This is a genomic window from Streptomyces lincolnensis (assembly GCF_001685355.1).
In the GTDB taxonomy this organism is placed as follows: Bacteria; Actinomycetota; Actinomycetes; order Streptomycetales; family Streptomycetaceae; genus Streptomyces; species Streptomyces lincolnensis.
This window is the reverse complement of sequence record NZ_CP016438.1, coordinates 9605288-9628468: the sequence shown is the minus strand read 5'-3', so window position 1 is coordinate 9628468 and position 23181 is coordinate 9605288. Positions and strand designations below refer to the sequence as shown.

The window sequence follows — 23181 nt, the reverse complement described above, 5'->3', positions numbered from 1 at the left end:
TGGCTCCTTCGTCGTTCGGTCGGTCTGTGGCGATCCTTCACCCGATAGTAAAGGATATGCAAAGCGTGTTTCTACTCGCTTGTAGAGAACGGCTCGGGACCCCCGCTTGTTCCTGGCCGGACGGACGCCCTACAGCGGTGTCGCCGCGTGCAGGATGAGCACCATCGTCACCGCGGAGTTCGCCGAGGACATGGCGGAGACGGCGGTCCCGGCGGCCGCCGCCCACGCGGCCACCCCGACCGCGGTGAACCCGGGCGGCCAGCTGCGCGCGGGGGCGGGAGCGGGGCCGAGCAGGGCGGCCACCCGGCGCGGGACCGGTCCGGGTGCGGCGAACCCCGCGAGCGTGGGAACCGGGGTGGCGCGGGCGGCCAGCGCCGCCCTGCCGACCGCGCGGGCCACGACCCTGCGGTCACCGAGGGCACGGGCCGCCTCCTCGTCCGCCCACCGCTCGGTGGTGTACGACACCGCCGTGGCCAGGGGCCGCAGGAACGGGTTGGCGCGCGCGGCCAGCTGCGCCACGAGCAGGAAGCGGTGGTGACGGGCCGCCAGGTGGGCGCGCTCGTGGGCGAACAGGGCCCGGCGTTCGGCGGGGCGGAGACCTGCGAGCAGTGCCGTGGTCACCACGATCCGGTCCCGCGACCTGACACCGCCGGGCAGGGCGTACACGTACGGCACGGCGTCGGGCAGCACGGCGACCTGCGTACCGGGCAGTCCGGCCAGGGCCCGGTGGGCGCGGCGGCGGACGCGGGTGTGCCGCCACAGGGTGCGTACACACATCACGGCGACGGCCAGCAGTGCCGGGATGGCCGCCTTGCCGGCCACCTCGTCGTAGGGCACGGCCTCGCGCACCTCGGGGTCGGACCAGCCGTCCGGCAGTGGGTTTCCGGGCAGTTGCGCGGTTCCGACCACCATCAGCAGCCCCAGGCACACGGTGCTGCACAGGGCCATCACGCCGGCGACGGCGGTCACCAGCCGGGTGGCGACGCGCGGATGCAGATGCTGCTCGGCCAGTCGCGCCACGGGCCATGCCGTCAGCGGCAGGACCAGCGGCAGAAAGACGAACACCCCCATGAGGTCTCAGTCGTCCCCTTCGTCCTTGGCCTGCTCCAGCAGTTCCCGCAGGAGGCGTTCGTCGTCGGGTGCCAGGGAGGTGACGAAGCTGGCCAGTACGGCCTCCCGGTCGCTCTCGCCGTCGAGGAGCCTGCGCATCTTGTGCGCCGCGAGACCGGCCTGGTCCGAGACCGGCGTCCAGGCGAAGGAGCGGCCCGCGCGCTCCCGGGTCACCACTCCCTTGGCCAGCAGCCGGGTCAGGATCGTGATGACGGTCGTATAGGCGAGGTCCCCGCCGAGTCGTTCCTGCACCCAGCCCGCGGTCGCGGGGCCCTCCGCCTCCCGCAGGGCCGAAAGGACCTGTACCTCCAGCTCGCCCTGTCCCCGTCGCCGGGGACGCCGGTGATCCGCCACGCCCTGTCTCCCTTCCGCTGCCGCGCATGTCACGGGCGGTCCATCGTAAGGACATCCGGTGCCCGGATGACCGGATCCCACCTCCCGCAACTTCTACAGTGATGTAGATTCAATATCGGCACCACCCGGCACGGTCCCCATCACCCGGCACAGTCTCAATCAGGAGGAAAACAGTGGGAGTTTCTCTCGCCAAGGGCGGCAACGTCTCGCTCAGCAAGGAGGCACCGGGGCTGACCGCGGTCCTGGTCGGGCTGGGCTGGGACGTGCGCACGACCACCGGCACCGACTACGACCTCGACGCCTCCGCGCTGCTGCTCGACGCCTCCGGCAAGGTCGCCTCGGACCGGCACTTCGTTTTCTACAACAACCTCACCAGCCCGGACGGCTCGGTCGAGCACACCGGCGACAACCTCACCGGTGAGGGCGAGGGCGACGACGAGGCGATCAAGGTGAACCTGGCCGCCGTACCCGCCGAGATCGAGCGGATCGTCTTCCCCGTCTCCATCCACGACGCCGACAACCGCGGCCAGAGCTTCGGCCAGGTCCGGGGCGCGTTCATCCGCGTCGTGAACCAGGCGAACAACCAGGAACTCGCGCGCTACGACCTGTCGGAGGACGCCTCGACGGAGACCGCGATGGTCTTCGGCGAGCTCTACCGCAGCGGCACCGAGTGGAAGTTCCGGGCCGTCGGCCAGGGATACGCGTCCGGGCTCGCCGGCATCGCGTCCGACTTCGGCGTCGGCGTCTGACGGGCGGTGGCCGCATGTTCGGACTGAGCGAACTCGTGATCCTCCTCCTCGTCGTCATCGCCGTCCTCGCCGCCAAGAAGCTTCCCGAACTGACCCGTTCGGCGGGCAGGTCGGCGCGCATCCTGAAGGCGGAGGCCAGGGCGAGTGAGGAGGAGCAGCCCGCCGGGGACCGGGCGGAGCCCCGTGTGCTCCGGGGAGAGATCGTCACTCCCGCGGCGACGGACACGGGACAGCCGCGGCCGCGGGCCTGAGGCGACCGCACGCCGCTCGCCCGCACCTCATTTCACGTGGCGGGCGAGCAGCGTACTGGTGTGCAGCAGATGCTCCAGCGGCCCCCGCCGGAACCGTCGCGTCCACAGGACCGCGAGCACCGCGACGGCCACGACGAAACAGGCCAGGGCGAGCAGCGCCGGCCCCGTCTCCTCCTCCATGCCGACCCCGTGGATGGCGAGGATGTGGAGGACGTAGGCGGTCAGCGAGACCATGCCGACCGCCGTGACGGGACGGGCCAGGCGGGTGAGACGCGGCATGCGGCCGGTGACCGTGAGGCAGCCCGCGACGACGGCGAGGGCAACGCCCGTGTTGCCGAGGACGGAGAAGGTCGACTGGCTGTGGGGTGCCGCCACCAGCAGCCAGTCGGCCGGGGCCTCGTCGGTGAGAAGGCCGACGGTGTCGGACCACCAGGCCGAGGCCGCGGACCCCCCGTCCGTCGCGGCGGCGACGTTCGCGCTCGCGCCGGGGACCAGTCGCAGCGCCAGCCAGGAACTGCCGTACCCGAGGACCCCCAGCGCGCCGCCGGCGACGGCCAGCCGGGAGCGGACGCCGGCCCGGGTGAGATCGAGCCGGGCCAGCGCCATACCCGCGATCATGAACGGCGCCCAGGTGAGCACCGGGTACTCCCCCGTGAAGAGCAGCTCGACCAGGCCGTCCGTGCCGCTGAGCCGGGCCAGCGGATCGCCGCCGATCACGGCGTCCGACCAGTCGCCGTTGTCGCTCGACCGCCGTACCACGTACAGCACTTGGGGCATGACCAGGGCGCTCACGGCGGCCACGGCCGCCAGGGTGCGGGCGCGGAGCCGGTACAGCGGGAGGACGGCGAGGAAGGTCAGCCCGTAGAAGGCGAGGATCACGTCGACCTCGGTGTCCAGAGCCGTCAGGGCGTAGCCCAGCACGATCAGGACGACCGCGCGGACGACCATCCGCGTGACGGCCTGGCGACCTGCCCGGCCGGTGCGCGGGTGCGGGCGGCCCGTGATGAGGACGAGGGTGAATCCCGCGAGCAGGGCGAAGAGCGCGGAGGAGCGTCCGCGCGCCAGCTCCATGACGAAGCCGATCGGCCCGCCGACGGCGGGATCCGGTCCCACATGGGCGGCGTACATCCCGAGGACGGCGAGACCGCGGGCGAGATCGAGGCCGACGAGCCGGCCGGTCGACGGAGGTGGCGGGACAGGGGTCGGCGCGAGGTCCGATGCGGCGGCGGGCACCGGGGGCGTGCCGGATGACGTGTCCTGTGTCATGCCTTTCAGCCTCGGGGCCGGCGCGGCCGCGGCCCATCCCTCGGACGGCCGGAACCACCCCCGCCGGTCGGCGGGTGAATCAGGGCAAAAGGAACCCGGAACCGGGCTACGACGTCGTACCGTCCGGTGGTGGTCCGACGAGGGGCGGGACCCAGATGATCCGGGTAGTGGTGGTCGACGACGAAGCCCTCATCCGCACGGGCTTCCAGCACATCCTCAACACCGCGGACGACATCGAGGTCGTGGCGGCGGTCCCCGGCGGCCAAGCGGTGCGAGCCGTACGGGAGTTGCGCCCCGCGGTGGTACTGCTCGACATCCGGATGCCGGACGTCGACGGGCTGACGGTCCTCACCGACCTGCGACGGCTGCCCGACCCGCCCGTGGTGGCCATGCTCACGACCTTCAACATGGACGAGTACGTGGCGACCGCCCTGCGCACGGGCGCCGCCGGTTTCCTCCTCAAGGACACCGACCCCGAACAACTTCCCCATCTCGTACGGTCGTTGGCGGACGGCGGGGTCGTGCTGTCCTCCAAGGTCACCCGCACCGTCGTGGACGGCTACCTGGCGGGCGGGAGATGGGAACCGGCGGCCCGGCTCGTCGGACGGCTGACCGCCCGGGAGCGCCATGTCCTCGTCCTCATCTCCGAGGGCCTGTCCAACACCGACATCGGCGGCCGGATCCATCTGAGCACCAGCACGGTCAAGGACCATGTCAGCGCCCTGCTCGGCAAGCTGGAGGTGAGCACCCGCGTCCAGGCCGCGCTGCTCGCCGAGCGGGCGGGCCTGCTGGAGGCTTCGCAGGACCAGCCGCAAGACCAGTCCCGGGACCATTCGCGGGAGCAATCGCGGAACCAGTCGCGGGAGCAGGAGCACGGCGGATGAGAGCGCAGGCCCTGCTGCTGGACGCCGCCCTCGTCGGGGTCACGCTGCTGGACGTCCTTGTCCACGTCGACGCCGACGAACGGTCCCGCACGGCCATTGCCCTGCTGGCAGCCGCCTCCCTCACGCTGCGCCGGAGGCTGCCGTGGCTCACCTTCCTCATCACGCTGCCGGCCACCCTGGTCTCCGACGCGGTCTTCGCCACGCTGGTCGCGCTGTACACACTGGCCTCGCTCACTCGCCGCCGGGTGCCGCTGGCCTGCTGCGCCCTGGCGGTCGCGGCGTCCGACATCACCTCCTGGTCGTGGCCGGACCCCGACTTCGCCGACCTCACGGACCCTGTCGGCCTGATCACCGCCACCTACAGCCTGGCGACGGCGGCCGCGCCGGTCTTCCTCGGCCAACTCGTTCAGGCCCGGCGCGAGTTGTCGTTGCGGATCACCGAGATATCCGAGACCCGCGAGAACGAGCGCGCCCTGCTGGCGCAGCGCGTGCTGGCGCAGGAACGCGCCGAACTCGCCCGGGAGATGCACGACGTGGTCTCCCACCAGGTCAGTCTGATCGCCGTACGCGCCGGGGTGCTCCAGGTAGGCAGCCGGGATCCGGAGACCAAGGAGGCCGCCGCCACGATCCGGCGCCTGAGCGTGCAGACCCTGGACGAACTGCGGCACATGGTGGGTGTGTTGCGCGCCGGCGGCAGCCGCCCCACGGAGCTGACACCCCAGCCGTCGCTCACCGACCTGCCACGGCTGGTCGACACCAGCGGCATCGAGGCCGAACTGCGGACCGACCTTCCCGAGGACCTGTCGCCGCCCGTGCAGCGGGCCGTCTACCGCACCGTCCAGGAAGCCCTCACCAACGTGCGCAAACACGCCCCCGGCGCCACCGCCACCATCCACGTCCACCACCACGACGGCGTCGTCCGCGCCACGGTGACCAACACCGCGCCCTGCCGCCCCGCCCTTCCCCTGCCCGGCGCGCACCACGGCCTGATCAGTCTGCGCCAGCGGGCCGAACTCCTCGGCGGCACCGTCGTCGCCGGGCCCAGCGCCGAGGGCGGCTACGAGCTCCGCCTCGAACTGCCCGCCGAACGGGTACTCCCGACGCGCCGGGACGCCTGAGCCGACCGGCGCGGGCCCGAACCCGTCCGGATGAACGCACTCCAACCGGGTAGTTCAGCCACAGGCGACCGGAAGGTGGAGCTCATGACCTCTGCGACCCCCCGCGCGGCCTGGGCGGTGCTCGCCGCCGCTGCCCTCGTCCTCACCGGCGCCTGCGACGACGGCGGCGCGGCGTCCGAGAAGGCACCGCCGTCCGCCACCGGCCCGTCCGGCTCCGCCTCGGCGAGCGCGTCGAGTGCGGCCCCCACCGTCGCGCCGTCCCCGACGCCGTCCGGTACGGCGCCGCAGGACCCGGACGGGGCCGAGCAGGACATCCGGGAGGCCTGGCGGGTCTTCTTCGATCCGACGTCCTCCGTGGACGACCGCAGCGAGGTCGTCGAGAACGGCCAGGAGAACGCGCTGATGATCGACAACCTCTTCCGCGATCCCCTCGGCAGCCGTCTGCGCTCCGAGGTGACCTCGGTCGCCTACACCTCCGACCTGAACGCCGACGTCGCCTACACCCTCACCCGGGACGGCCGCCGCCTCGACACCGGCGGCCCGGGGGCGGCCGTCCTCCAGGACGACGACTGGAGGATCGCGCTGCGCACGGTCTGCGCGCTGACACGCCATGCGAAGGACGCCCCCGAGGCACCTGGCTGCGGCTGACGGTGGTTCGTGCTCAATGCGCCGGCGGATCTTGGCCAGGCCGGCCAGGCCGGCCGGCGCACCGAGAATGAGACCGCGGGCCCGCCCGGAGAACTCGACTACGGCGTGACCTTCTCGATCTTCACGCCGCCCACTCCCGCGACCCGTCCGCCTGGGGGTTCTTCTTCACGAAATCGACGGCGCCCGTTTCGAAGGGCGGGTTGTAAGGTTCTTGGCCGGGGTGTTCTCGTCCGGCCCGGGGTGGGTGCCCGAAGTCGCCTTGGCGGACGCGCCCTTGGCGTGGTCCGCGCCGGGCGACGGGTCCTCGAGCCGGATCTCGTCCCGCAGGTCGATGCCCTGCACGGAGGAGAGCTTCGCGGCGGCCGCGAGGCCGAATCCGCCTTGCCCACGGGGACGGTGGCCCGGACATACCCGAGCCTGTCGTAGGTACGGCCGACGGAGCCGCCCTTGACCCCGTCCAACTGCTCGGCGACCTGCTCGGTCCGGCCGGGCGCGGTCGCGATCATCAGCGTGACGTTCTTCTCGCCGTCGGCCTTGGCCTCGGCGAGCAGTTCGGCGTCCGCCGAACCGAGCTTGTGGTGGGCGGACTTGACGGTGCCTTCGGCTGGAACGGTGGTGGACGAGCCGCCGGTGGCGAAGGCGAGGGGTATCGGTCCGGTCGCGGAGAGCGCGGTCACCAGACCGGCGGCCGCGACAATGCGGACCGTGCGTTTCACGCCCGGTGTCGGGGCAGCGTGGGGGGCGGGGCATGGGGAATCCCTGGTGTTGAAGGAACGTGAGCACGGCTGGACGGACCGTGGAGCGACGAGGACTGCGCCGACCGATACCGGAACGGGACGCCGCGGACTGCCACACCCCGCTCCTGAAGCAGCCTCACCACACGGCGGCCGGTCCTACCCGCAGCGCCGGTCACCAAGATCAGCGCGCCACGCATGGCAGTGACTCAATCAGCCGTGCTCGGCTCCGGCCATGTCACCCCAACCCACTTTCATACGCGTTCGTCCACGCTGACCGGCAGGGTGCCTGGAGCACGGTCAGGTCCCTGTGTGTGACTCGCGCGTCCGGTAGTCGCTGGGGCTGACGCCGTGTTGCTTTTTGAACGCGGTGCTGAGGGCGAAGGCATTGGCGAAGCCGACGCGGGACGCCACTGCGGCAGGGGTTGCGCCGGGTTCGCGCAGCAGATCGGCGGCCAGGGCGAGGCGCCGTTCCCGTAGATAGGTCATGGGTGGCAGCCCGACGAGGGTGGTGAACCGTCGGGCAAGGTTCGTCCGCGACACGCCTGTCTTGGCCGCGAGCGCGTCCAACGTCCATGGATGCGCGAGGTTGGTGTGCATCAGGCGCAGGACGGGGCCGACCACGAAGTCGCTGTGGGTCAGGTACCAGGCGGGGATCTGGGCGCCGGGGCGGGTGAACCAGGCACGCAGAGCGGTGATGAGCATCAAGTCCAGCGTGCGGTCGAGGAGGGCCTGCTGCCCGGGCTCCTCGCGGGTGATCTCCTGGTCTCGGAGCTGACTGGGCAAGTTCCCGGTTTCGCCTCGATGACGGCCAGCGGTGGCAGCGCGGCGAGCAGCCGGCTCGGTACGCCGCTGTCCACGGTGTACAGGCCGCTCAGCAGCAGTGTGTCGCCCTCGACAGACCTGCCTGGTACGCGGTCGTCGCACTCGGCTACACCGGCGCGTTCGTCGCCCTCACTTTCGTACTGCGTCTCGGTGTCGGCATCGGCGTCGCGTACGGCATCTGGGGCGCGTCCGGTGTCGCCCCCACAGCCGTCCTGGCCACGGTCGTCTTCGGCGACCCGCTGACCGTGCTGATGGGCCTGGGCGTCGTTCTGGTCATCGCCGGCGTCCTGAGCGTCGAGCTCGGCTCCCAGTCCGCGCACGCCCCTCGGACGCATGAGGAAGGAGTGACGGCATGACCTGGATCTTCCTGGCCGGAGCGATTGTGTCCGAGGTCGCTGCCACGCTGTCCCTGCGGATGGCCTCGCAAGGCGGCGGCAACAAGAAGTTCACCGCCGTGATCACCGGCTATCTCACCGCCTTCGTCTTCCTCACCCTCGCCCTGGGCGGTGGAGTGGCCCTCGGTGTCGCCTACGGCATCTGGGCCGCCTCCGGCATCGCTCTGACCGCGCTCGCCTCCCGCGTGCTGTTCAAGGAACCCCTCACCAAGGTCATGGGCCTGGGCATCGGCCTCATCGTCTCCGGTGTCCTCCTGATCGAACTCGGCGCCGCGCACTGAGCGGCTGCCGATCAAGAGGGCTCCTGCACAGGCGGGACGGTCTCACCGCTGCCGCTGCCGCTTCCGGTCACGGTGCGCGGACACGTGGACCCGTGTGGCGCACAGGCGTGAGCAGTATGCGCGGCGGCCGTTGCGGGACACGTCGACGAAGACGGCGCGGCAGTCCGGTGCCGAGCACCGCCCGAGACGGCAGGGATCCGTCTCGGTGAGGACCAGGGCGAGTCCGGCCGCGGTGGCGGCCCTCACGCGCGTGACGACGTCGGCGTTCTCGTCGGCGTAGTGCAGGTGCGGCGGCTGGCCGTCGTGGGTGGACACGTACGGGCGGGCCGCGGCCTCGGTCAGCAGCCGGTTGACGGCATCGACCTGCTCCGGCCTGGTGGCAGCCGCGAACGCCTCCCACAGGAGCAGGCGCCAGGCCATCAGTAGCTGGAGCTGCTGGTCGGTCAGATCGGCGCGCGCGACCCGGTGCTCGGCCAGCAGCGTCTCGACCGTGCGGGCATCGCACCCGTCGTCGACGTTGACCAGGGCAGCCGCCAGCAGGGCCGCGTTGCCGCCGTAAGCGTTGAAATGCATATAGTCATTGCATCACGCTCACGGCATGACGCCATGCCTCCTCCTCACCTCGTCGAAGCATTCGACCTCCCTGGGCTGGGTGCGCTACCAGCGCTGCGCCTGCGGTCACCTGCGTGTACTGCTGGCCGGGGACGTCCTCAAGGACGGGCCCGCACCGCCCTGCGGGCCGGCTCCCGAAGAGCCGGTGACGGCGGTCGGGCGGGCCACCGGTGGCGGTGAGCCGGCGTGCTAGGACTCAGCTGGGCCCAACTGGGCTCCTTCGTTGCGCTGTGCCTGGTCCTTGCGGCGACTCCGGGTGCCAATCTCACGGTCGTGCTCGGCTGCGCGAGACAGGGCGGCCAGCGTGCCGCGGTCGCCGCCACGGCCGGCCTGACGCTCGGCAAGGTCTTCTGGGCGGCAGGCTCCGTGCTCGGGCTCGCCACTCTGCTGGCGACCTCGCGCCTGGCCTACGACATGCTCCGGCTCGCAGGCGCGGCGTACCTGATCTGGCTGGGCGTGCAGGCCCTGCGCTCGGCCCGGCGCCGACCGGCGGTCCGGCCGCCCGACGGTCCGGTGCCCGAGCTGTCCGCGCTCGGCGGTTTCCGCCGCGGCCTGATCGGTGACCTGCTCAACCCCAAGGTGGGGATCTTCTACACCACCGTGTTCCCCCAGTTCATCGGCCCTGACGATGCGGTCGTCCCGGCGGCCGCTGTCCTGCTCGCCGCGCACACCGCGGTGCTCATGACCTGGTATCCGGGGATGACGTATCTGCTGACCAGGGTGGGCCGCCGGCTCGCGCGCCCCGGGCTCTCGGCAGTGCTCGATCGAGTCATGGGTTCCGTACTCATCGGGCTCGGCATTCGACTGGCCGTCGTTCCACTCTGAGATGGCCTCTCACCCCGGGCCGGAGCACCGGATGCTGCGGTCATGGCTGGGGCCGAAGCAAGCCCGCGCTGTTCTTCTGGCCACCGCAGGCCGGCCCTGCTTCTCGGCTCCGGGCGACGGGGCTGCGACTTTGGTCGACGGGAAACCGGCCGCGGCCGACTTTGGTCGCGGATCCACCGCCCGAGGTGAGGGCCCCGGACACGATCGGCCGATGTCCCGGACCCCGCCCCCTCCCCCAGGCTGGCCGGGAGAATCGAGGAGGCGGTATGGCGTTCTTGCGTACGCGGACACGAGCGGCCGTGGTGGTGGCGACGGTGTGGACGGTCGGGATGTCGATGGCGGCGGCGCCGTCCCCGGCGGCGGCCACACCCGACGCCGCGGCTCAGTTGTACGTCGCTCCCTGGGGGAAGGATTCCTGGCCGGGGACGGCGGACCGGCCCTTCGCCACGCCGGCGCGGGCCCAGCAGGCCGTCCGTGCGCGGGCGGCCGGGATGACGTCGGACCTGGTGGTGAACCTGCGCGGCGGGACCTACACCCTGAAGGCACCGCTCAGGCTGTCGGAGGCCGCGGGCGACTCGGGCCGCAACGGCCACCGCGTGATCTACCAGGCGTACGGCTACGGGACACCCCGTCAGGAGCGGGTGACCTTCAGCGGGGGCCGGGAGGTTTCCGGATGGCGGCCCGACGGGCGGCTGAAGGGCTTCTGGCGGGCGGACGTGGGCGGTCTCGACACCCGCCAGCTCTACGTCGGCGACCGGCGCGCGGCGCGGCTGACCCGTGAGGGCACGGGCTTTCCCGGCTCGCTGAAGGTGACGAAGACCGGCTATGTCACCGACAGCGCGGTCCCCCGGACCTGGCGGAACCCCCGCGATGTCGAGTTCGTCTACCGGTCCGGCTACGTCGAGGGCCGCTGCGGGGTCGCCGGGGTCTCCGCGAGCGGACGCGGGAGCGCCGTCACGATGGACCAGCCGTGCTGGGATCTGATCCAAGCGCTGTACGGCGGGGCGGAGTTGCTCAAGGAGCCGGCCGCCGTGGAGAACTCCACGAGTTTCGCGCACAGGCCCGGCAGCTGGTACCTGGACCGCTCCCGCCCCGGACACCACCAGTTGCTCTACCTCCCCCGGCCCGGCGAGGACATGCGCCGCGCCCGGGTGGTCGCACCCGTCCTTCAGTCACTGGTCACCGGCACCGGCCGCCCCGGCCGGCCGCTGCACGACATCGGCTTCCGCGGTCTGACCTTCGCCCACGCCACCTGGCTGGCGCCGAACGAGCCGGCCGGTTTCCCCGCCGCGTGGAGCATGTACCTGCGGCCCAGGAAGGGTGAGGAGCCGGAGCTGCTGACGGTGCCGGGCACGGTCGCCTTCCGCACCGCCGAGCGGATCAGCCTGGAGGGCAACCGGTTCACCCATCTGGGCGCCCAGGCCCTGGAGTTGTCGCAGAACAGCTCGCACAACGTGGTGGACGGCAACGTCATCACCGATGTCTCCGACGGCGGGATCCTGTTGGGGGTGGTCCCGCCCGCCGTGCAGGGCACCAACCGCGGCAACCGGATCACCAACAACTGGATCCACCGCACCGGCGCCGAGTACCGCGCGTCCTCCGCCATCTGGGACACCGCGACCCAGGACACCACCATCGCGCACAACCAGGTCAACGACGTCCCCTACACCGGCATCCTGTCCGGACCCAGTGAGGACCTGCGCGGCGTCATGCACGGCAACCGCATCCTCGACAACCGCGTGTTCGCCACGAACCGGCTCCTGGTCGACGGGGGCGGGATCTACCTGCGCGGCGAACAGGGCACCTCGTACGCCGACGGGGCGGTGATCAGCGGCAACGCGGTCACCGACAGCAAGTACGGCATCTGGAACGTCGGCATCTACACCGACGACAGCTCCAAGTGGGTCACCGTGGACCGCAACGTCGTCCACGACTACGTGGCGTCCATCGGCGGGTGCAGCGAGGAGTGGGGCGACCGTCCCGTCCAGCACGTGCGGTACCGGGGCAACTTCTGGGACGACACGGTGCCCGAGTGGGTCGAGCGGCGGGACTTCCCCGGCGCCTGGCCGCCGGCCGACCAGCAGAATCCGGACGAGGGCTGCGGCGACCCGCACGACCTCGAGTTCTCCGGCAACACCCTGCTGCCTCCCCGGAACCCCGGCCAGGCGTGTGCCGCCGACGCCGCGTGTGCCGCCGTGGTGGCGAACTCCGGTCCCCAGGCGCCTTATCGACGGAGCCTGGGCATGCCGTGAGCGAGGGTGAACCGACGGGTGAGGGAGGCTGAACCGACGGGCGAAGGGAGCTGAACCGACGCGTGCACATCCATTGACCCCGGGCACACCGCGCGCTTTCATCGCGTGGATCCTCGTGAGTCCGTGGCGTGGCGCCGGGGCGCGAGGTGGGGGGCGGCTGCCGTCGTCCCCCGGCCGAGGGGAGAGGCACCCTGATGAGACCTTCCTTACGCATGTCCATGACCGTCGCGCTGGCCGCCGTGGCCGCTCTCGCCTGGCCCGCGGGGGCGGCGAGCGGCGAACAACTCGTCCCCCGCACGGAACGGATCAGCGTGGCCCCCGACGGCACCGCCGGCAACGGCCACTCGACGGAACCGGTGGTCAGCGCGGACGGACGCGTCGTGGCCTTCGAGTCGAGCGCGACCAACCTGGTGCCCGGCACGGACGTACGCAACAGCGTCTACTACCGGACGGCTCCCGGCGCCCCGCTCCAGCGCGTGGTGGTACCGGGGGAGACGACGTCGACACCCCGGTTGTCGGAGTCGGGTCGCCATCTGACCTTCGGCTCGTTCTCGACCGCGACCGGCCGGGCCTCCGTGCACGTCATGGATCTGCGCACCGGAAGCGTGGAGCGTCTGGCGCCCGCGATGGGCGAGGGCTACCAGGTGTCGTACGGCATCGCCCCGATCAGCGCGAACGGACGGTACGTCGCCTTCGTCGCCCGGCCCACCGTCGACGAACACGGCGCGTACGCCTGCCGGGTCATGCTCCTGGACCGCAGGACGCAGCAGGTCCGACGGGTCAGCCGGCCCTCCGACGGATCGAAGAACGTCCACCAGTGCCATCAGATCTCGATGAGCGCCGACGGCCGCAAGGTCGCCTATCTGGAGGGCTATTCGGGCCCGTCCGACGACGACCAGGGCGACATCCGAGTCTACGACCGGGCGACCGGCCGGAGCGTCCAGGCCGATGCCACCCACGACGGCGCGCCGGCCGACAGGTCGGCGATCGCCCCGGTGCTGAGCGCCGACGGCTCCAAGGTCGGCTTCAGTTCGGTGGCCACCAACCTGGTGCCCGGCACCGACCCCAACGGAGACTCCAGCACCTCCTGGAACGCCTTCGTCCGCGACCTGCGCACCGGCGCGCTCCAGCGGTACGACGGCCGCTCCCCCACCGATCTCACCCTGGTGTCGGACCTGTCGGTGAACGGCTCGAAGCTGGTTCTCAACACCGCCGACGCGGACCGCCGGACCCTGGGCCTGATGCTGCGTGATCTACGCACCGGCCAGGAGGAGTTGCTGTCTCCGGGACCGGACGGCGCGCCCGTCACCGTCGGCACCGCGGCCCTCAGCGCCGACGAGTCGACGGTCGTCCTCGGCACCTACTACCCGGGACTGGTGCCCGAGGACACCAACCTGATCGGGGACGTGTTCGTGCGCACCCTGCGCTGAACCGAGGCGGTACGGATCGCGTGCCGGAGGGTCACAGGCGGCGCAGGACGCCCGCGACCTTCCCCAGCACCTGGACCTGGTCGCCGGGGATCGGCTCGTAGGCGGGGTTGCGGGGCAGGAGCCAGACCTGGCCGTCCTTGCGGTGCAGTTGCTTGACGGTGGCCTCGTCGTCGAGGAGCGCGGCCACGATGTCGCCGTGGTCGGCGCTGTCCTGGCGGCGCACGATGACGATGTCGCCGTCGCAGATCGCCGCGTCGATCATGCTGTCACCGGCCACCGTCAGGGCGAACATCTCGCCCTCGCCGACGAGTTGGCGCGGCAGCGTGTAGACGTCCTCGACCATCTCCTCGGCGAGCAGCGGGGCACCGGCCGCGATCCGTCCGACCAGCGGTACGTCGACCGGGTGCGCGGCCCTGTTCTCCAGGTCGGGTGCCCAGGAGTCGCGGACGCGGTAGGCGCGCGGCCGGTGCGGGTCGCGGTACAGCACGCCCTTGCGTTCCAGCGTCATCAGCTGATGGGCGACCGACGAGGTGCTCGCGAGATGCACGGCCTGGCCGATCTCTCGCATCGACGGCGGGTAACCCTGGCGCCGGACGGCGTCCCTGATGAACAGGACGATGTCCTCCTGGCGGGCCGTCAGTGCCCCTTGCACGGCCCCGGTGCCCGGCGGGCGTCCTGGCCGGGCCGGCACGCTGTTCTCCATGGGGGCACCTCCACAAGATCTCCTACAACGACCCTAACCTGCCCTCCTTCATGAATGAAACACCCTTTCGACTTTCTGTGGGCGAGGGGCCCGTCCGTCACACGAGGTGAACCGGCACCCGGTGGTCCGGTCGGCCGTCCCTGGCCAGGATCCAGTGGGCGTCGGGGAGCGCGCGGTACGGCCTCATGCCCGACGCGGGGTCCTGGACGTCGTCGGCCGACCACTCGTGCCCGCCGTGCAGGACCGCGCGGCGGGAGAACACCCCGATCGCGCGCTCGGTGTCGCGGCGAGGAGATCCACAAGAACTCGTGGCAGTCGAGGTGGGCGAAGTAGACCGGCGAGCTCCAGGGCCGGCCGGACGCGTCGGCGGTGGCGAGCACCATGTACAGGTTCGTGTCGACGATGCCGCGCACGATCTCGGCCGGCACGCGGGGTGTTCCGGTGGGACCCGTCTCAGCGGTTCCTGCGGTAGGTGAGGGTGAAGTCGTGCTCCCAGCCGGCCGCGCTGTCCCTCGACTGCTCCCAGGCGCCCTGGATGGTGTCGCCGTCGGCACCGAGACGACCGGTGAAGCGCTGCCGGAAGGCCAGGGGCGAGAAGTCCGGTGCCTCGCGCACCAGCCGCCACACCCCGTCGGCGAAGGTCATCGCGTACAGCCGTGCCACACCCCGCGTGTCGAAGTAGTGCTGTGTGTAGGCGCCCGTCTCCGGATCGGCCGCGACGATCGCCATGCTGTCCGGGGCCTCGGGGAGGGGGACCTCGGTGCGCTGCACCAGGAAGCTCCCGTCCAGGGTCCACTCGAAGACACTGCGTGCCGCGACCGCCGGCTGCCCGGGGAACTCGGCCTCCACCTCCCACTCCCCGACGAGCACGTCCAACCGCTCCAGCGCTTCGTGCCGTACCGCTCCGTTCACCGCGCACACCTCCGGCTCGTCGTCCAACAACCCCCGCAGGAGACAGGACACCCGCCGCGCGTGCAACTCATCGGGTGAAGGCCCACACGCCGTGAGGTCAGTGGCGGTTCCCCTTGAGCAGTGCGCAGACGAACGCCTCCTGGACGTCCCGCAGCCGCTCCAGCCGTTGCGGGTCGGAGCGGTTGATCTGCGTGGTGACCGAGAAGGTCAGGGAGCGACTGCCGTCCGGTGTGGCAGCCACCAGCTGGGTGTAGCCGAGGGTGTTGCCGGTGTGGCCCAGCACCACGCCGCAGCGGGTCGCATAGCGGAAGAGTGCCAGCCCCGCGAGATTGCGGCCCGGGCCCGCGGGTTCGGAGGCACCGGCGACCCAGCGGCGCTGCTCGCGCAGCACCTGCTTGCCGTAGAGCGCCCCTCCGGCGTAGCCGCGCACGAAGCGGCTCATGTCGGCGGGCGTGGAGACGATGCCTCCCGACGCCCACACGCCCGACATGCCGACGACCTCGCTGACGTCCTGCGGCGGCTCGGGCAGGTTCACGTCGTAGCCGTGCAGATACGGCTCGGGCATCCGGTGCCCCTGGGGCAGGCTGGTGGCGCGCAGGCCGAGCGGCTCGTGGACGAGTTCGCGCAGCAGTCGTTCGTACCGGGTGCCGGTGGCCGCCTCGGCCATGAGGGCCACGGCGATGTTGTCGGAGTTGGAGTACTGGTAGCGGCCGCCCGGCCGGAACCGCAGGGGTTCACCGGCGACGTAGTCGAGCAGCCGGCGCGAGTCGAAGCGGTGCCTGGGGTCGGCCACGAGCTCGGCGCGGAAGGCTGCGGACTCCGAGAAGTCCGGCAGGCCGCTGGTGTGGTTGAGGAGTTGACGGAGCGTCACGGATCCCCAGGCGTCCGGCAGTCGGGGCAGTCGCTCGCGCAGGGTGTCGTCCAGGCGCAGCGCGCCGCGGTCGACCAGGGACAGGGCCACCGCACCGCTGAAGGCCTTCGCCGCGCTCGCGATCCGCATGTGGTCGTGGGCGCGGGGCGGGCGCCCGGTGCGCAGGTCCGCCACGCCCGCGCGCACGACCTGCACGTCCTTGCCGCGGCGCAGCACGGCGATCGCGCCGGGCGGGCCGCCCGGAGCGGTCACGAACCGGTCGAGGCGGCGCTGCAAGGCGTCGCCGTCCGTCCCTTGCGGTGCGGCACCGGCGGCGGTCGTGGACAGTGCCGTCAGACACAGAGCGAGGACGGCCGCCGTCCGACCGCGTGAGCGGCGGGCGGCTTTGCTGGGCAGGGCAGTGCGCAGGGACATCAGGACTCCGAGGGGCGTGGGCAGTTGTCGCGGCGATACCGCCCCACCAGCCTCACCAGCGGTCCGGCCGGCCCGCCCCCGCTGTTACTGCATCCGGCCCTGTCGGCGCCGGGCGGCACACCCTGACATCTGTCAGGAACCGCCGCGGGGCCCGGGCTTCTAGCGTGCAGCGGCAGGGACAGACGTTGTACGCCGACTCACAGAAGGAGACCCATGTTCGGCAGACGCATCAAAGCAGCCATGTTTTCCACCGCGCTGGCCACCGTACTGGCGGGAACTCTGGCCGCCCCCTCCGCGCAGGCGGCGCCTTCGGCAGCGGCGGCCGAGTGCGGCGTCCGGGCCCACGACGGCCGGCTGTGGTGTGGCAACCACGCAGACGCGCCGACCCGGTATCGGCCCGTCCACGAGAGTGACGTCAACGGTCTGCTGAAGTCGTCGTTCAGCTACTTCACCTGCTGGTCGCCGGGCGGTCTGCACGGCGGCGGCAACACCACCTGGTACCGCACGGTCCCCGACTGGAGCGTCGACGGGACCGAGGGGTACGTGCCGGCCGACTGGGTGTTCACTCCCAGCTGGTTCGACGCCGACCCGAGCAAGTACGGCCTGCGGCGCTGCTGAGTATCGCTCACCGCACGTGTGTGATCCGGGGAACCGCCCTGAAGGGGCGGTTCCCCTTTCACGTTCCCTCCCTGCCGTACGCATTGACATGTACGCATCGCAACGGGACGCTGAGAGCGCTCTCAAAAAGGTACGAACCAAGCCTCGTACCGGGAACCCGCACGGAGGTGGAGAGTGCGCACAGGACTCAAACCCCAGCTCTTGTCCCTGGCCGCGGCAGCCGCTCTGCTGGGATCGCTGCTCACGTTCGCGGTGCCGGAGCCCGCCCGGGCCGCGGTGCCGGACACGATTCCACTGAAGGTGACCAACAACTCCGGCCGCGGTGAGCCGGTGTACGTCTACACGATCGGCACGGACCTGGCGAGCGGCCGGCAGGGCTGGGCCGACGCGAACGGCACGTTCCACGCCTGGCCCGCCGGGGGCGCCCCGCCCGTCCCGGCGCCCGACGCGTCCATACCGGGGCCGGCCGCGGGGCAGTCGAAGACGATCCGCATCCCCAAGTTCTCCGGCCGGATCTACTTCTCCTACGGCCGCAAGCTCGTCTTCCAGCTTGCCACCGGCGGGCTGGTGCAGCCGGCCGTGCAGAATCCGAGCGACCCCAACCACGACATCCTGTTCAACTGGTCCGAGTACACGCTGGGCGACTCGGGCCTGTGGCTCAACAGCACCCAGGTCGACATGTTCTCCGCCCCCTACGCGGTCGGCGTCCAGCGCGCCGACGGCAGCACGGTGAGCACCGGACACCTGAAGTCCGGCGGCTACAACGCGGTGCTGAACGGTCTGCGGGCGCAGTCCGGCGGGTGGGCCGGCCTGGTGCGGACACGCTCCGACGGAACCGTCCTGCGGGCGCTCTCCCCCGGTCACGGGGTGGGGAGCGGGGTGCTTCCCGCGTCGGTGATGAGCGGCTACATCGACCGGGTGTGGCAGAAGTACGCCACCCAGACGCTGACGGTGACCCCGTTCGCCGACCAGCCGGGCACCAAGTACCACGGCCGGGTGTCGGGCGGCGTCATGAACTTCACCAACGGCTCCGGCGCGGTCGTCACCAGCTTCCAGAAACCCGACGCGGACAGCGTCTTCGGCTGCCACAAGCTTCTGGACGCCCCGAACGACGCGGTGCGCGGGCCTCTCTCACGCACCCTGTGCGCCGGGTTCAACCGCTCCACGCTGCTGGTCAACCCGCAGCAGCCCGACACCTCGGCGGCGAACTTCTACCAGGACCCGGTGACCAACCACTACGCGCGGCTCATCCACGGGCAGATGGCGGACGGCAAGGCGTACGCGTTCGCCTTCGACGACGTCGGCCACCACGAGTCGCTCGTCCACGACGGCGGCCCGCGGCAGGCGTACCTCACGCTGGACCCGTTCAGCTGAGACCCGCCTGAGATCCGCCTCCCACCGCACGGAGGGGCTCACCGCACGAGGCGATCGTTATGATGGCGCGCATCCGATCAAACGAACATGGACGCGCTCGGGAGGCCTCGTGCGGGAGCCGGTCGATCTCAGGCGGCAGCGGATCCTGGCCGCGGTGGAGGCGCGCGGGAAGGCGCGGGTGCGGGATCTCGCCGCCGAACTCCAGGTGTCGGTGGTGACGCTGCGCCGGGACGTGGAGGAACTGACCCGCGAGGGCAGGCTGCGCCGCGGCCACGGGGTCGTGCACACGACGTCCTCCGCGCAGGAACTGCCCAGCAGCGGCACCGCCCACCCGGAGGGGGGCGACCGGGTGGCCCTGGTGGTCCCGGAGCGCCACTCGTACCTGTACGAGGCGCTGCACGGAGCGCGGACGGTGCTGGAGGAGGCGGGCATCCGCATCGCGCTGCACATCGCGCCCCAGGTGGCCGGGGCGGAGCGCCCGCTCGTGGAGCGGGCGCTCGCCGACGGCGCGCGCGGCCTGCTACTGGCACCCCGGTGGCGCACGCCCACCGTGGAACAGGCCGACTACGGCTGGCTCGCCGCGCTGGAGGTGCCGGCCGTGCTGATGGAGCGCCGGCCGCGGCCCGGCAGCGCGCTGCACGCGCTGGACTCGGTGTGCTCCGACCACTGGTACGGCGCCCATCTGGCCGTGGAGCACCTGGTGGGGCTCGGTCACCGGCGGATCGTGTTCGCGACCCGGGACGACAGTCCCACCGCTCGGACCCTGCGGGCCGCCTTCACCGAGATCGCCGCCGCCCATCCGCGGATCGAGGAGTGGGCCTGGGCGCTGAGCTCACCGGCGGCCGGTCACGCCGGGCCGTACACGGACCAGGAGACGGCGGACGTGCCGACGCTCCTGCGCAAGCTCGGCGCGACGGCGGCCGTGGTGCACGGTGACGTGGACGCGCTGATGGCCGTCCAGCAGCTGGCGGAACACGACGTACGCGTGCCGGAGGACTGCTCGATGGTGGCGTACGACGATGTGGTGGCCGGGCTGGGCGCGACCCCGCTGACCGCGGTGACCCCGCCGAAGGCGGAGGTCGGGCGGGTCGCGGCGCAGCTGCTGCTCACGCGCCTGGCGGGGGGCCGGGAAGAGTCGGTGCGGCGTGTGGAGCTGCTGCCGGCGCTGACCGTGCGCGGATCGACCCGGGCGGTGGACACGCACAGCGAATGAGCGTTTGACCGCTTTATTTTCTTCTGATCGCTCTCTTGACCGTTTGTGGTCGACGCGTCGAGGATTCCCGTGTCCCGAACAGTCGTGTCCCCCAAAGACACGCGGAGCCGCGGGAGGCGCCCATGCCCGGTCGACCCAGCCGTCGGTCGGTGCTCGCCGCGACGGCCGCCGTGCCGCTGTCAGGAGCCGTGAGCGCCTGTAGCGGATCGTCGGATGCCCAAGTGAGCAGCACCGGCAAGACGGTCATCACGTTCTGGTCCGCCCTGCGCGGCAGCCAGGAGGTGGTCGACGCCTTCAACAAGACACACGACCGTATCCAGGTCGACTTCCAGCAGATCCCCTCCGGGGGACAGGGCGGTTACGCCAAACTCAGCAACGCGGCCCGGGCCGGCAACTCCCCCGACGTCGCCACCATCGAGTACCCGCAGGTCCCCGGCTTCGCCATCGACGGCGTCGCCCGCGACATCACGGACCTCGTCAGCGACACCCTGCGCGCCAAACTGCTGCCCCAGGCGCTCGGCCTGACCACCTTCGAGAAACGCACCTTCAGTGTCCCGCTGGACGTCGAGCCGATGGTCATGCACTACCGCACCGACCTGTTCGACCGGTACGGCCTGAAGGTGCCGCGCACCTGGGACGAGTTCGCCGAGCTGGCCCGCGCCGTGCGCCGCAAGGTGTCCGACCGGCGTCTGGTGCTCTTCCCCACGGACGGGATGACCCAGTTCGCCGCCTACGCCTGGCAGGCGGGCGCGCGGTGGTTCGACACCGGCCGGGGGGCCTGGAACGTGTCCCTCGCCGACGCGCCCAGCCGGCGCGTGGCCGCCTACTGGCAGGGGCTCATCGACCGGGACGACATCTTCATGAACGCCGTGGAGAGCCGGCAGTCCGACGCCCAGATCGGCAACGGGCTGGTGCTGACCCGCCTCAGCGGCGCCTGGGACGCGGGCGCGCAGATGAACGCGCGGCCCGGCCAGAAGGGCCAGTGGCGGATCGCGCCGCTGCCCCAGTGGGACACCGCCCGGCCGGCCGTCGGCACGCACGGCGGCTCCACGTTCGCCGTCACCAAGGACTGCCGGCACCCCGAGGCCGCGATGGAGTTCATCGAGTGGCAGGTCTCCCACCCGGACGCCCTGCGCGCCCGGCTCTCCAGCGGCACCAGCAGCCAGTACCCGGCGGTCTCGGACCTGATCGCCGTCGGACGCGAGGCCTTCGACCGGTCGTACTACGGCGGCCAGGACATCTACGAACTGTTCGAGCAGGAGGCCGCCAAGATCCGCGACGGCTGGGTGTGGGGACCGCGGATGACCGCCACGCAGAAGGTCATGCAGGACGCCTTCGCCCGCGCCAGTGCCGGCCAGGGCTCGCTCGTGGAGTCCCTGCGCACCGCCCAGGAAGGGACCATGCCCGACCTGAAGGCCCTGGGCCTGTCCACCACCGAGCACACCACCTGAGCCGCCCGAAAGGCAGGTGACACCCCCATGACCGCGACCACCCAGCAGCCCGCGCCGGCCACGGCCCCGCCGCCCACCGCGCCCGTCGCCGGGCTCCGCGCCCGCAAGGCGGCCCGGCGTCGCCGGCTCGCCGCCTGCGGTGTGCTGATGACGCCCTTCTTCGTCCTGCTGGTCACCGTCTTCCTGATCCCCGTCGGCACGGCCGTCTACCTCAGCTTCTTCAGCGACGACCAGCCCGGTCTCGGCTTCGGCCCCGAGCGCACCGTCTTCGTCGGCCTGCGCAGCTACGCGGCGGTCCTGACCGACCCCACCTTCCTCGGCGGCCTCGGCACCGTCGCCCTGTACTGCCTGATCTACCTCCCGCTCATGGTCGTCGGGGCGCTCGTCCTGGCGCTGCTGCTGGACTCCGGTGTCGTACGGCTGCGCGCCTGGGCGCAGTTGGGGCTGTTCCTGCCGCACGCGGTGCCCGGGATCATCGCCGCGCTGATCTGGCTCTACCTGTACACGCCCGGCATCAGCCCGATCATCGAGCTGTTCGCGAAGGCCGACATCACGATCGACTTCCTGGGCGTGCACACCGTCATCCCGTCCATCGTGAACATCGCCCTGTGGAGCAACCTCGGCTACAACATGGTGGTCTTCTACGCCGCTCTCCAGGCCGTGCCCCGCGAGGTGATCGAGGCGTCCGTCGTCGACGGCGCCGGACCGGTGCGCACCGCGCTCCAGGTCAAGACACCGCTGGTGCGCGCCTCGATCGTGATGGTCTCGATCTTCACGCTGATCTGGGCACTCCAGCTGTTCACCGAGCCGATGCTGCTCAACCTCTCCTCCCCCATGATCAGCTCCCGGTTCTCGCCGAGCATGTACATCTACGACGCGGCGTTCACCCGCAACAACTACAGCCTGGCGGCGGCCGCCTCGGTCGTCCTGCTGCTGTGCACGATCGCCCTGTCCTACGGCGTCACCCGCTGGACCAGCCGCGCCGACGCCCAGGAGGCCCGATGAGCGCCCATGACAGCACCCTGCTGCGCCCCCGGCTGCTGGGCCGTGCGACCGTCAACGTGGTCGTCGCGATCTCCGTGCTCTACACCGTGCTGCCGGGCCTGTGGCTGGTGCTCGCCGCGTCGAAGGACCGGGACGCGCTGTTCAGCAGCGATCTGCTGTCGCTGGGCGACTTCTCGCTCGCGCAGAACGTGCGCGACCTGTTCGCCATGGACGGCGGGCTGTACAGCCGCTGGTACGTCAACAGCCTGCTGTACGCGGTCCTCGGCGCCGCGCTCGGTGCCCTGATCAGCGTCGCCTGCGGGTACGCCTTCGACAAGTACCGCTTCCGGCACAAGGAGAAGATGTTCGGTCTGGTCCTGGCGGCGGTGATGGTGCCGCAGACCGTGCTGGCGCTGCCGCTCTACCTGATGGCGTCCGAGGCCGGCGTGGTCAACACCTTCTGGGCGGTGTTCATCCCGGTCCTGTTCAATCCGTTCGGGGTCTACCTCGGCCGGATCTTCAGCCAGGGATACGTCCCCGACGAGGTGCTGGAGGCGGCGCGCATCGACGGCGCGGGCGAACTGGTCGCCTACTTCAGGGTGGCGCTGCGGATGCTCGGCCCCGGTCTGGTGACCGTCTTCCTGTTCCAGCTCACCGCGATCTGGAACAACTTCTTCCTGCCGATGGTGATGCTGTCGAACCAGGACCTGTATCCGGTCAGTCTGGGCCTGTACCAGTGGAACAGCTCGGCGTCGGTCTCCCCCGAGTACTACTCCGTGGTGATCACGGGTTCGCTGCTCGCCGTCGTGCCGCTGATCCTGGCCTTCGTCCTGCTCCAGCGGTTCTGGCGGGCCGGTCTGACCGCGGGAGCCGTCAAGTGACCACACCTGGCCCGGGTTTGCGTCCC

25 protein-coding genes and 2 pseudogenes are annotated in these 23181 nt (G+C 71.3%); 17 read left to right on the top strand and 10 right to left on the bottom strand.

Going from position 1 to position 23181, the window contains the following annotated elements:
* Window positions 1–129: 129 nt before the first annotated feature.
* Together SLINC_RS42520 and SLINC_RS42515 are read right to left on the bottom strand one after the other, a co-directional pair.
* Complete coding sequence (locus SLINC_RS42520; RefSeq protein WP_067443751.1) at window positions 130–1071, bottom strand: M56 family metallopeptidase; 942 nt, start codon at window positions 1069–1071, stop codon at window positions 130–132.
* Window positions 1072–1077: 6 nt separating this feature from the next.
* The gene (locus tag SLINC_RS42515; RefSeq protein ID WP_067443750.1) at window positions 1078–1464 is read right to left on the bottom strand and encodes a BlaI/MecI/CopY family transcriptional regulator; all 387 of its coding nucleotides are present in this window, start codon (window positions 1462–1464) and stop codon (window positions 1078–1080) included.
* 173 nt (window positions 1465–1637) lie between these two features.
* On the opposite strand from SLINC_RS42515, the gene SLINC_RS42510 reads away from it, so the two are divergent.
* Together SLINC_RS42510 and SLINC_RS42505 are read left to right on the top strand one after the other, a co-directional pair.
* The gene (locus SLINC_RS42510) at window positions 1638–2213 is read left to right on the top strand and encodes a TerD family protein (RefSeq protein WP_067443749.1); all 576 of its coding nucleotides are present in this window, start codon (window positions 1638–1640) and stop codon (window positions 2211–2213) included.
* A gap of 14 nt (window positions 2214–2227) precedes the next feature.
* Complete coding sequence (locus SLINC_RS42505) at window positions 2228–2464, top strand: twin-arginine translocase TatA/TatE family subunit (protein WP_067443748.1); 237 nt, start codon at window positions 2228–2230, stop codon at window positions 2462–2464.
* 27 nt (window positions 2465–2491) lie between these two features.
* Here the strand turns inward: SLINC_RS42505 and SLINC_RS42500 are convergent, their stop codons facing one another.
* Window positions 2492–3730 carry a DUF418 domain-containing protein gene (locus tag SLINC_RS42500; protein WP_067443747.1) on the bottom strand — a complete coding sequence of 413 codons (1239 nt, stop codon included), beginning with the start codon at window positions 3728–3730 and terminating at the stop codon, window positions 2492–2494.
* Between the two features lie 155 nt (window positions 3731–3885).
* On the opposite strand from SLINC_RS42500, the gene SLINC_RS42495 reads away from it, so the two are divergent.
* The 3 genes from SLINC_RS42495 to SLINC_RS42485 all read left to right on the top strand — a co-directional run bounded on the left by SLINC_RS42495 (window position 3886) and on the right by SLINC_RS42485 (window position 6380).
* Entirely contained in the window at window positions 3886–4614 is a 729-nt protein-coding gene (locus SLINC_RS42495) for a response regulator (RefSeq protein WP_079164994.1), read from the top strand.
* Window positions 4611–5732 carry a sensor histidine kinase gene (locus SLINC_RS42490; RefSeq protein WP_067443746.1) on the top strand — a complete coding sequence of 374 codons (1122 nt, stop codon included), beginning with the start codon at window positions 4611–4613 and terminating at the stop codon, window positions 5730–5732. The genes SLINC_RS42495 and SLINC_RS42490 overlap by 4 nt, the downstream gene beginning before the upstream one ends.
* Window positions 5733–5816: 84 nt before the next feature.
* Window positions 5817–6380: an MTB12 C-terminal domain-containing protein gene (locus SLINC_RS42485; protein WP_079164993.1), complete on the top strand. Its 564-nt coding sequence runs from the start codon at window positions 5817–5819 to the stop codon at window positions 6378–6380.
* Window positions 6381–6522: 142 nt separating this feature from the next.
* Here SLINC_RS42485 and SLINC_RS46785 read toward each other — a convergent pair.
* Both SLINC_RS46785 and SLINC_RS49945 read right to left on the bottom strand, forming a co-directional pair.
* Window positions 6523–7096: pseudogene (locus SLINC_RS46785) on the bottom strand (S8 family serine peptidase); the annotation flags it as partial.
* A 318-nt stretch (window positions 7097–7414) separates the two neighbouring features.
* Window positions 7415–7900 (bottom strand): helix-turn-helix domain-containing protein, encoded by a 486-nt coding sequence (locus SLINC_RS49945; RefSeq protein ID WP_067443744.1) that lies wholly within the window; start codon window positions 7898–7900, stop codon window positions 7415–7417.
* Window positions 7901–8073: 173 nt separating this feature from the next.
* Here SLINC_RS49945 and SLINC_RS49765 point away from each other — a divergent pair.
* Window positions 8074–8295, top strand: a pseudogene (locus SLINC_RS49765) (DMT family transporter); the annotation flags it as partial.
* Window positions 8292–8615, top strand: a complete 324-nt coding sequence (locus SLINC_RS42475) for a DMT family transporter (RefSeq protein ID WP_067443743.1) — start codon at window positions 8292–8294, stop codon at window positions 8613–8615. The pseudogene SLINC_RS49765 and the gene SLINC_RS42475, both read left to right, overlap by 4 nt.
* 42 nt (window positions 8616–8657) lie before the next feature.
* On the opposite strand, the gene SLINC_RS42470 is transcribed toward SLINC_RS42475, so the two are convergent.
* Window positions 8658–9188, bottom strand: coding sequence for a CGNR zinc finger domain-containing protein (locus SLINC_RS42470; protein ID WP_067443742.1), 531 nt, complete (start codon window positions 9186–9188; stop codon window positions 8658–8660).
* 25 nt (window positions 9189–9213) lie between these two features.
* Here SLINC_RS42470 and SLINC_RS47705 point away from each other — a divergent pair, with 25 nt between their 5' ends.
* The 4 genes from SLINC_RS47705 to SLINC_RS42455 all read left to right on the top strand — a co-directional run bounded on the left by SLINC_RS47705 (window position 9214) and on the right by SLINC_RS42455 (window position 13734).
* The gene (locus SLINC_RS47705) at window positions 9214–9420 is read left to right on the top strand and encodes a hypothetical protein (RefSeq protein WP_107406755.1); all 207 of its coding nucleotides are present in this window, start codon (window positions 9214–9216) and stop codon (window positions 9418–9420) included.
* On the top strand, window positions 9414–10052 hold the full coding sequence (locus tag SLINC_RS42465; protein ID WP_079164991.1) for a LysE family translocator: 639 nt from the start codon (window positions 9414–9416) through the stop codon (window positions 10050–10052). Before SLINC_RS47705 ends, SLINC_RS42465 begins: the two co-directional genes overlap by 7 nt.
* Window positions 10053–10318: 266 nt before the next feature.
* Window positions 10319–12304, top strand: a complete 1986-nt coding sequence (locus tag SLINC_RS42460) for a right-handed parallel beta-helix repeat-containing protein (RefSeq protein ID WP_237282020.1) — start codon at window positions 10319–10321, stop codon at window positions 12302–12304.
* A 212-nt stretch (window positions 12305–12516) separates the two neighbouring features.
* Entirely contained in the window at window positions 12517–13734 is a 1218-nt protein-coding gene (locus tag SLINC_RS42455; protein ID WP_237282019.1) for a TolB family protein, read from the top strand.
* Between the two features lie 31 nt (window positions 13735–13765).
* Here SLINC_RS42455 and lexA read toward each other — a convergent pair whose 3' ends face one another.
* The 4 genes from lexA to SLINC_RS42440 form a co-directional block, all read right to left on the bottom strand.
* Entirely contained in the window at window positions 13766–14437 is a 672-nt protein-coding gene (gene lexA, locus SLINC_RS42450; protein WP_067443740.1) for a transcriptional repressor LexA, read from the bottom strand.
* Between the two features lie 97 nt (window positions 14438–14534).
* Entirely contained in the window at window positions 14535–14699 is a 165-nt protein-coding gene (locus SLINC_RS49760) for a hypothetical protein (RefSeq protein ID WP_237282018.1), read from the bottom strand.
* 191 nt (window positions 14700–14890) lie between these two features.
* On the bottom strand, window positions 14891–15379 hold the full coding sequence (locus SLINC_RS42445; RefSeq protein WP_211292770.1) for a hypothetical protein: 489 nt from the start codon (window positions 15377–15379) through the stop codon (window positions 14891–14893).
* Window positions 15380–15446: 67 nt separating this feature from the next.
* A complete protein-coding gene (locus SLINC_RS42440; protein WP_067443739.1) occupies window positions 15447–16634 on the bottom strand; it encodes a serine hydrolase domain-containing protein in 1188 nt (395 codons plus the stop codon).
* Between the two features lie 213 nt (window positions 16635–16847).
* Here SLINC_RS42440 and SLINC_RS42435 point away from each other — a divergent pair, with 213 nt between their 5' ends.
* The 6 genes from SLINC_RS42435 (at window position 16848) to SLINC_RS42410 (ending at window position 23155) form a co-directional block, all read left to right on the top strand.
* Window positions 16848–17252 carry a hypothetical protein gene (locus SLINC_RS42435; protein ID WP_067443738.1) on the top strand — a complete coding sequence of 135 codons (405 nt, stop codon included), beginning with the start codon at window positions 16848–16850 and terminating at the stop codon, window positions 17250–17252.
* A gap of 174 nt (window positions 17253–17426) precedes the next feature.
* A complete protein-coding gene (locus SLINC_RS42430; RefSeq protein ID WP_067443737.1) occupies window positions 17427–18626 on the top strand; it encodes a glycoside hydrolase family 64 protein in 1200 nt (399 codons plus the stop codon).
* Window positions 18627–18735: 109 nt separating this feature from the next.
* Entirely contained in the window at window positions 18736–19839 is a 1104-nt protein-coding gene (locus SLINC_RS42425; protein ID WP_067443736.1) for a substrate-binding domain-containing protein, read from the top strand.
* Window positions 19840–19961: 122 nt separating this feature from the next.
* Window positions 19962–21290, top strand: a complete 1329-nt coding sequence (locus SLINC_RS42420) for an ABC transporter substrate-binding protein (protein WP_067443735.1) — start codon at window positions 19962–19964, stop codon at window positions 21288–21290.
* A 27-nt stretch (window positions 21291–21317) separates the two neighbouring features.
* Complete coding sequence (locus SLINC_RS42415; protein WP_067443734.1) at window positions 21318–22295, top strand: carbohydrate ABC transporter permease; 978 nt, start codon at window positions 21318–21320, stop codon at window positions 22293–22295.
* Window positions 22292–23155, top strand: coding sequence for a carbohydrate ABC transporter permease (locus SLINC_RS42410; RefSeq protein WP_067443733.1), 864 nt, complete (start codon window positions 22292–22294; stop codon window positions 23153–23155). The genes SLINC_RS42415 and SLINC_RS42410 overlap by 4 nt, the downstream gene beginning before the upstream one ends.
* The last annotated feature ends 26 nt before the right edge of the window (window positions 23156–23181 follow it).

Bases quoted from the DNA above. Each gene is read 5' to 3' on its own strand.
- SLINC_RS42500 (WP_067443747.1), bottom strand. From the start codon at position 3,730: ATGACACAGGACACGTCATCCGGCACGCCCCCGGTGCCCGCCGCCGCA.
- SLINC_RS42490 (WP_067443746.1), top strand. From the start codon at position 4,611: ATGAGAGCGCAGGCCCTGCTGCTGGACGCCGCCCTCGTCGGGGTCACG.
- SLINC_RS42470 (WP_067443742.1), bottom strand. From the start codon at position 9,188: ATGCATTTCAACGCTTACGGCGGCAACGCGGCCCTGCTGGCGGCTGCC.
- SLINC_RS42460 (WP_237282020.1), top strand. From the start codon at position 10,319: ATGGCGTTCTTGCGTACGCGGACACGAGCGGCCGTGGTGGTGGCGACG.
- SLINC_RS42485 (WP_079164993.1), top strand. From the start codon at position 5,817: ATGACCTCTGCGACCCCCCGCGCGGCCTGGGCGGTGCTCGCCGCCGCT.
- SLINC_RS42435 (WP_067443738.1), top strand. From the start codon at position 16,848: ATGTTCGGCAGACGCATCAAAGCAGCCATGTTTTCCACCGCGCTGGCC.
- SLINC_RS42475 (WP_067443743.1), top strand. From the start codon at position 8,292: ATGACCTGGATCTTCCTGGCCGGAGCGATTGTGTCCGAGGTCGCTGCC.
- SLINC_RS42440 (WP_067443739.1), bottom strand. From the start codon at position 16,634: ATGTCCCTGCGCACTGCCCTGCCCAGCAAAGCCGCCCGCCGCTCACGC.
- SLINC_RS42420 (WP_067443735.1), top strand. From the start codon at position 19,962: ATGCCCGGTCGACCCAGCCGTCGGTCGGTGCTCGCCGCGACGGCCGCC.
- lexA (WP_067443740.1), bottom strand. From the start codon at position 14,437: ATGGAGAACAGCGTGCCGGCCCGGCCAGGACGCCCGCCGGGCACCGGG.
- SLINC_RS42415 (WP_067443734.1), top strand. From the start codon at position 21,318: ATGACCGCGACCACCCAGCAGCCCGCGCCGGCCACGGCCCCGCCGCCC.
- SLINC_RS42410 (WP_067443733.1), top strand. From the start codon at position 22,292: ATGAGCGCCCATGACAGCACCCTGCTGCGCCCCCGGCTGCTGGGCCGT.
- SLINC_RS47705 (WP_107406755.1), top strand. From the start codon at position 9,214: ATGACGCCATGCCTCCTCCTCACCTCGTCGAAGCATTCGACCTCCCTG.
- SLINC_RS42505 (WP_067443748.1), top strand. From the start codon at position 2,228: ATGTTCGGACTGAGCGAACTCGTGATCCTCCTCCTCGTCGTCATCGCC.
- SLINC_RS42495 (WP_079164994.1), top strand. From the start codon at position 3,886: ATGATCCGGGTAGTGGTGGTCGACGACGAAGCCCTCATCCGCACGGGC.
- SLINC_RS42455 (WP_237282019.1), top strand. From the start codon at position 12,517: ATGTCCATGACCGTCGCGCTGGCCGCCGTGGCCGCTCTCGCCTGGCCC.
- SLINC_RS42520 (WP_067443751.1), bottom strand. From the start codon at position 1,071: ATGGGGGTGTTCGTCTTTCTGCCGCTGGTCCTGCCGCTGACGGCATGG.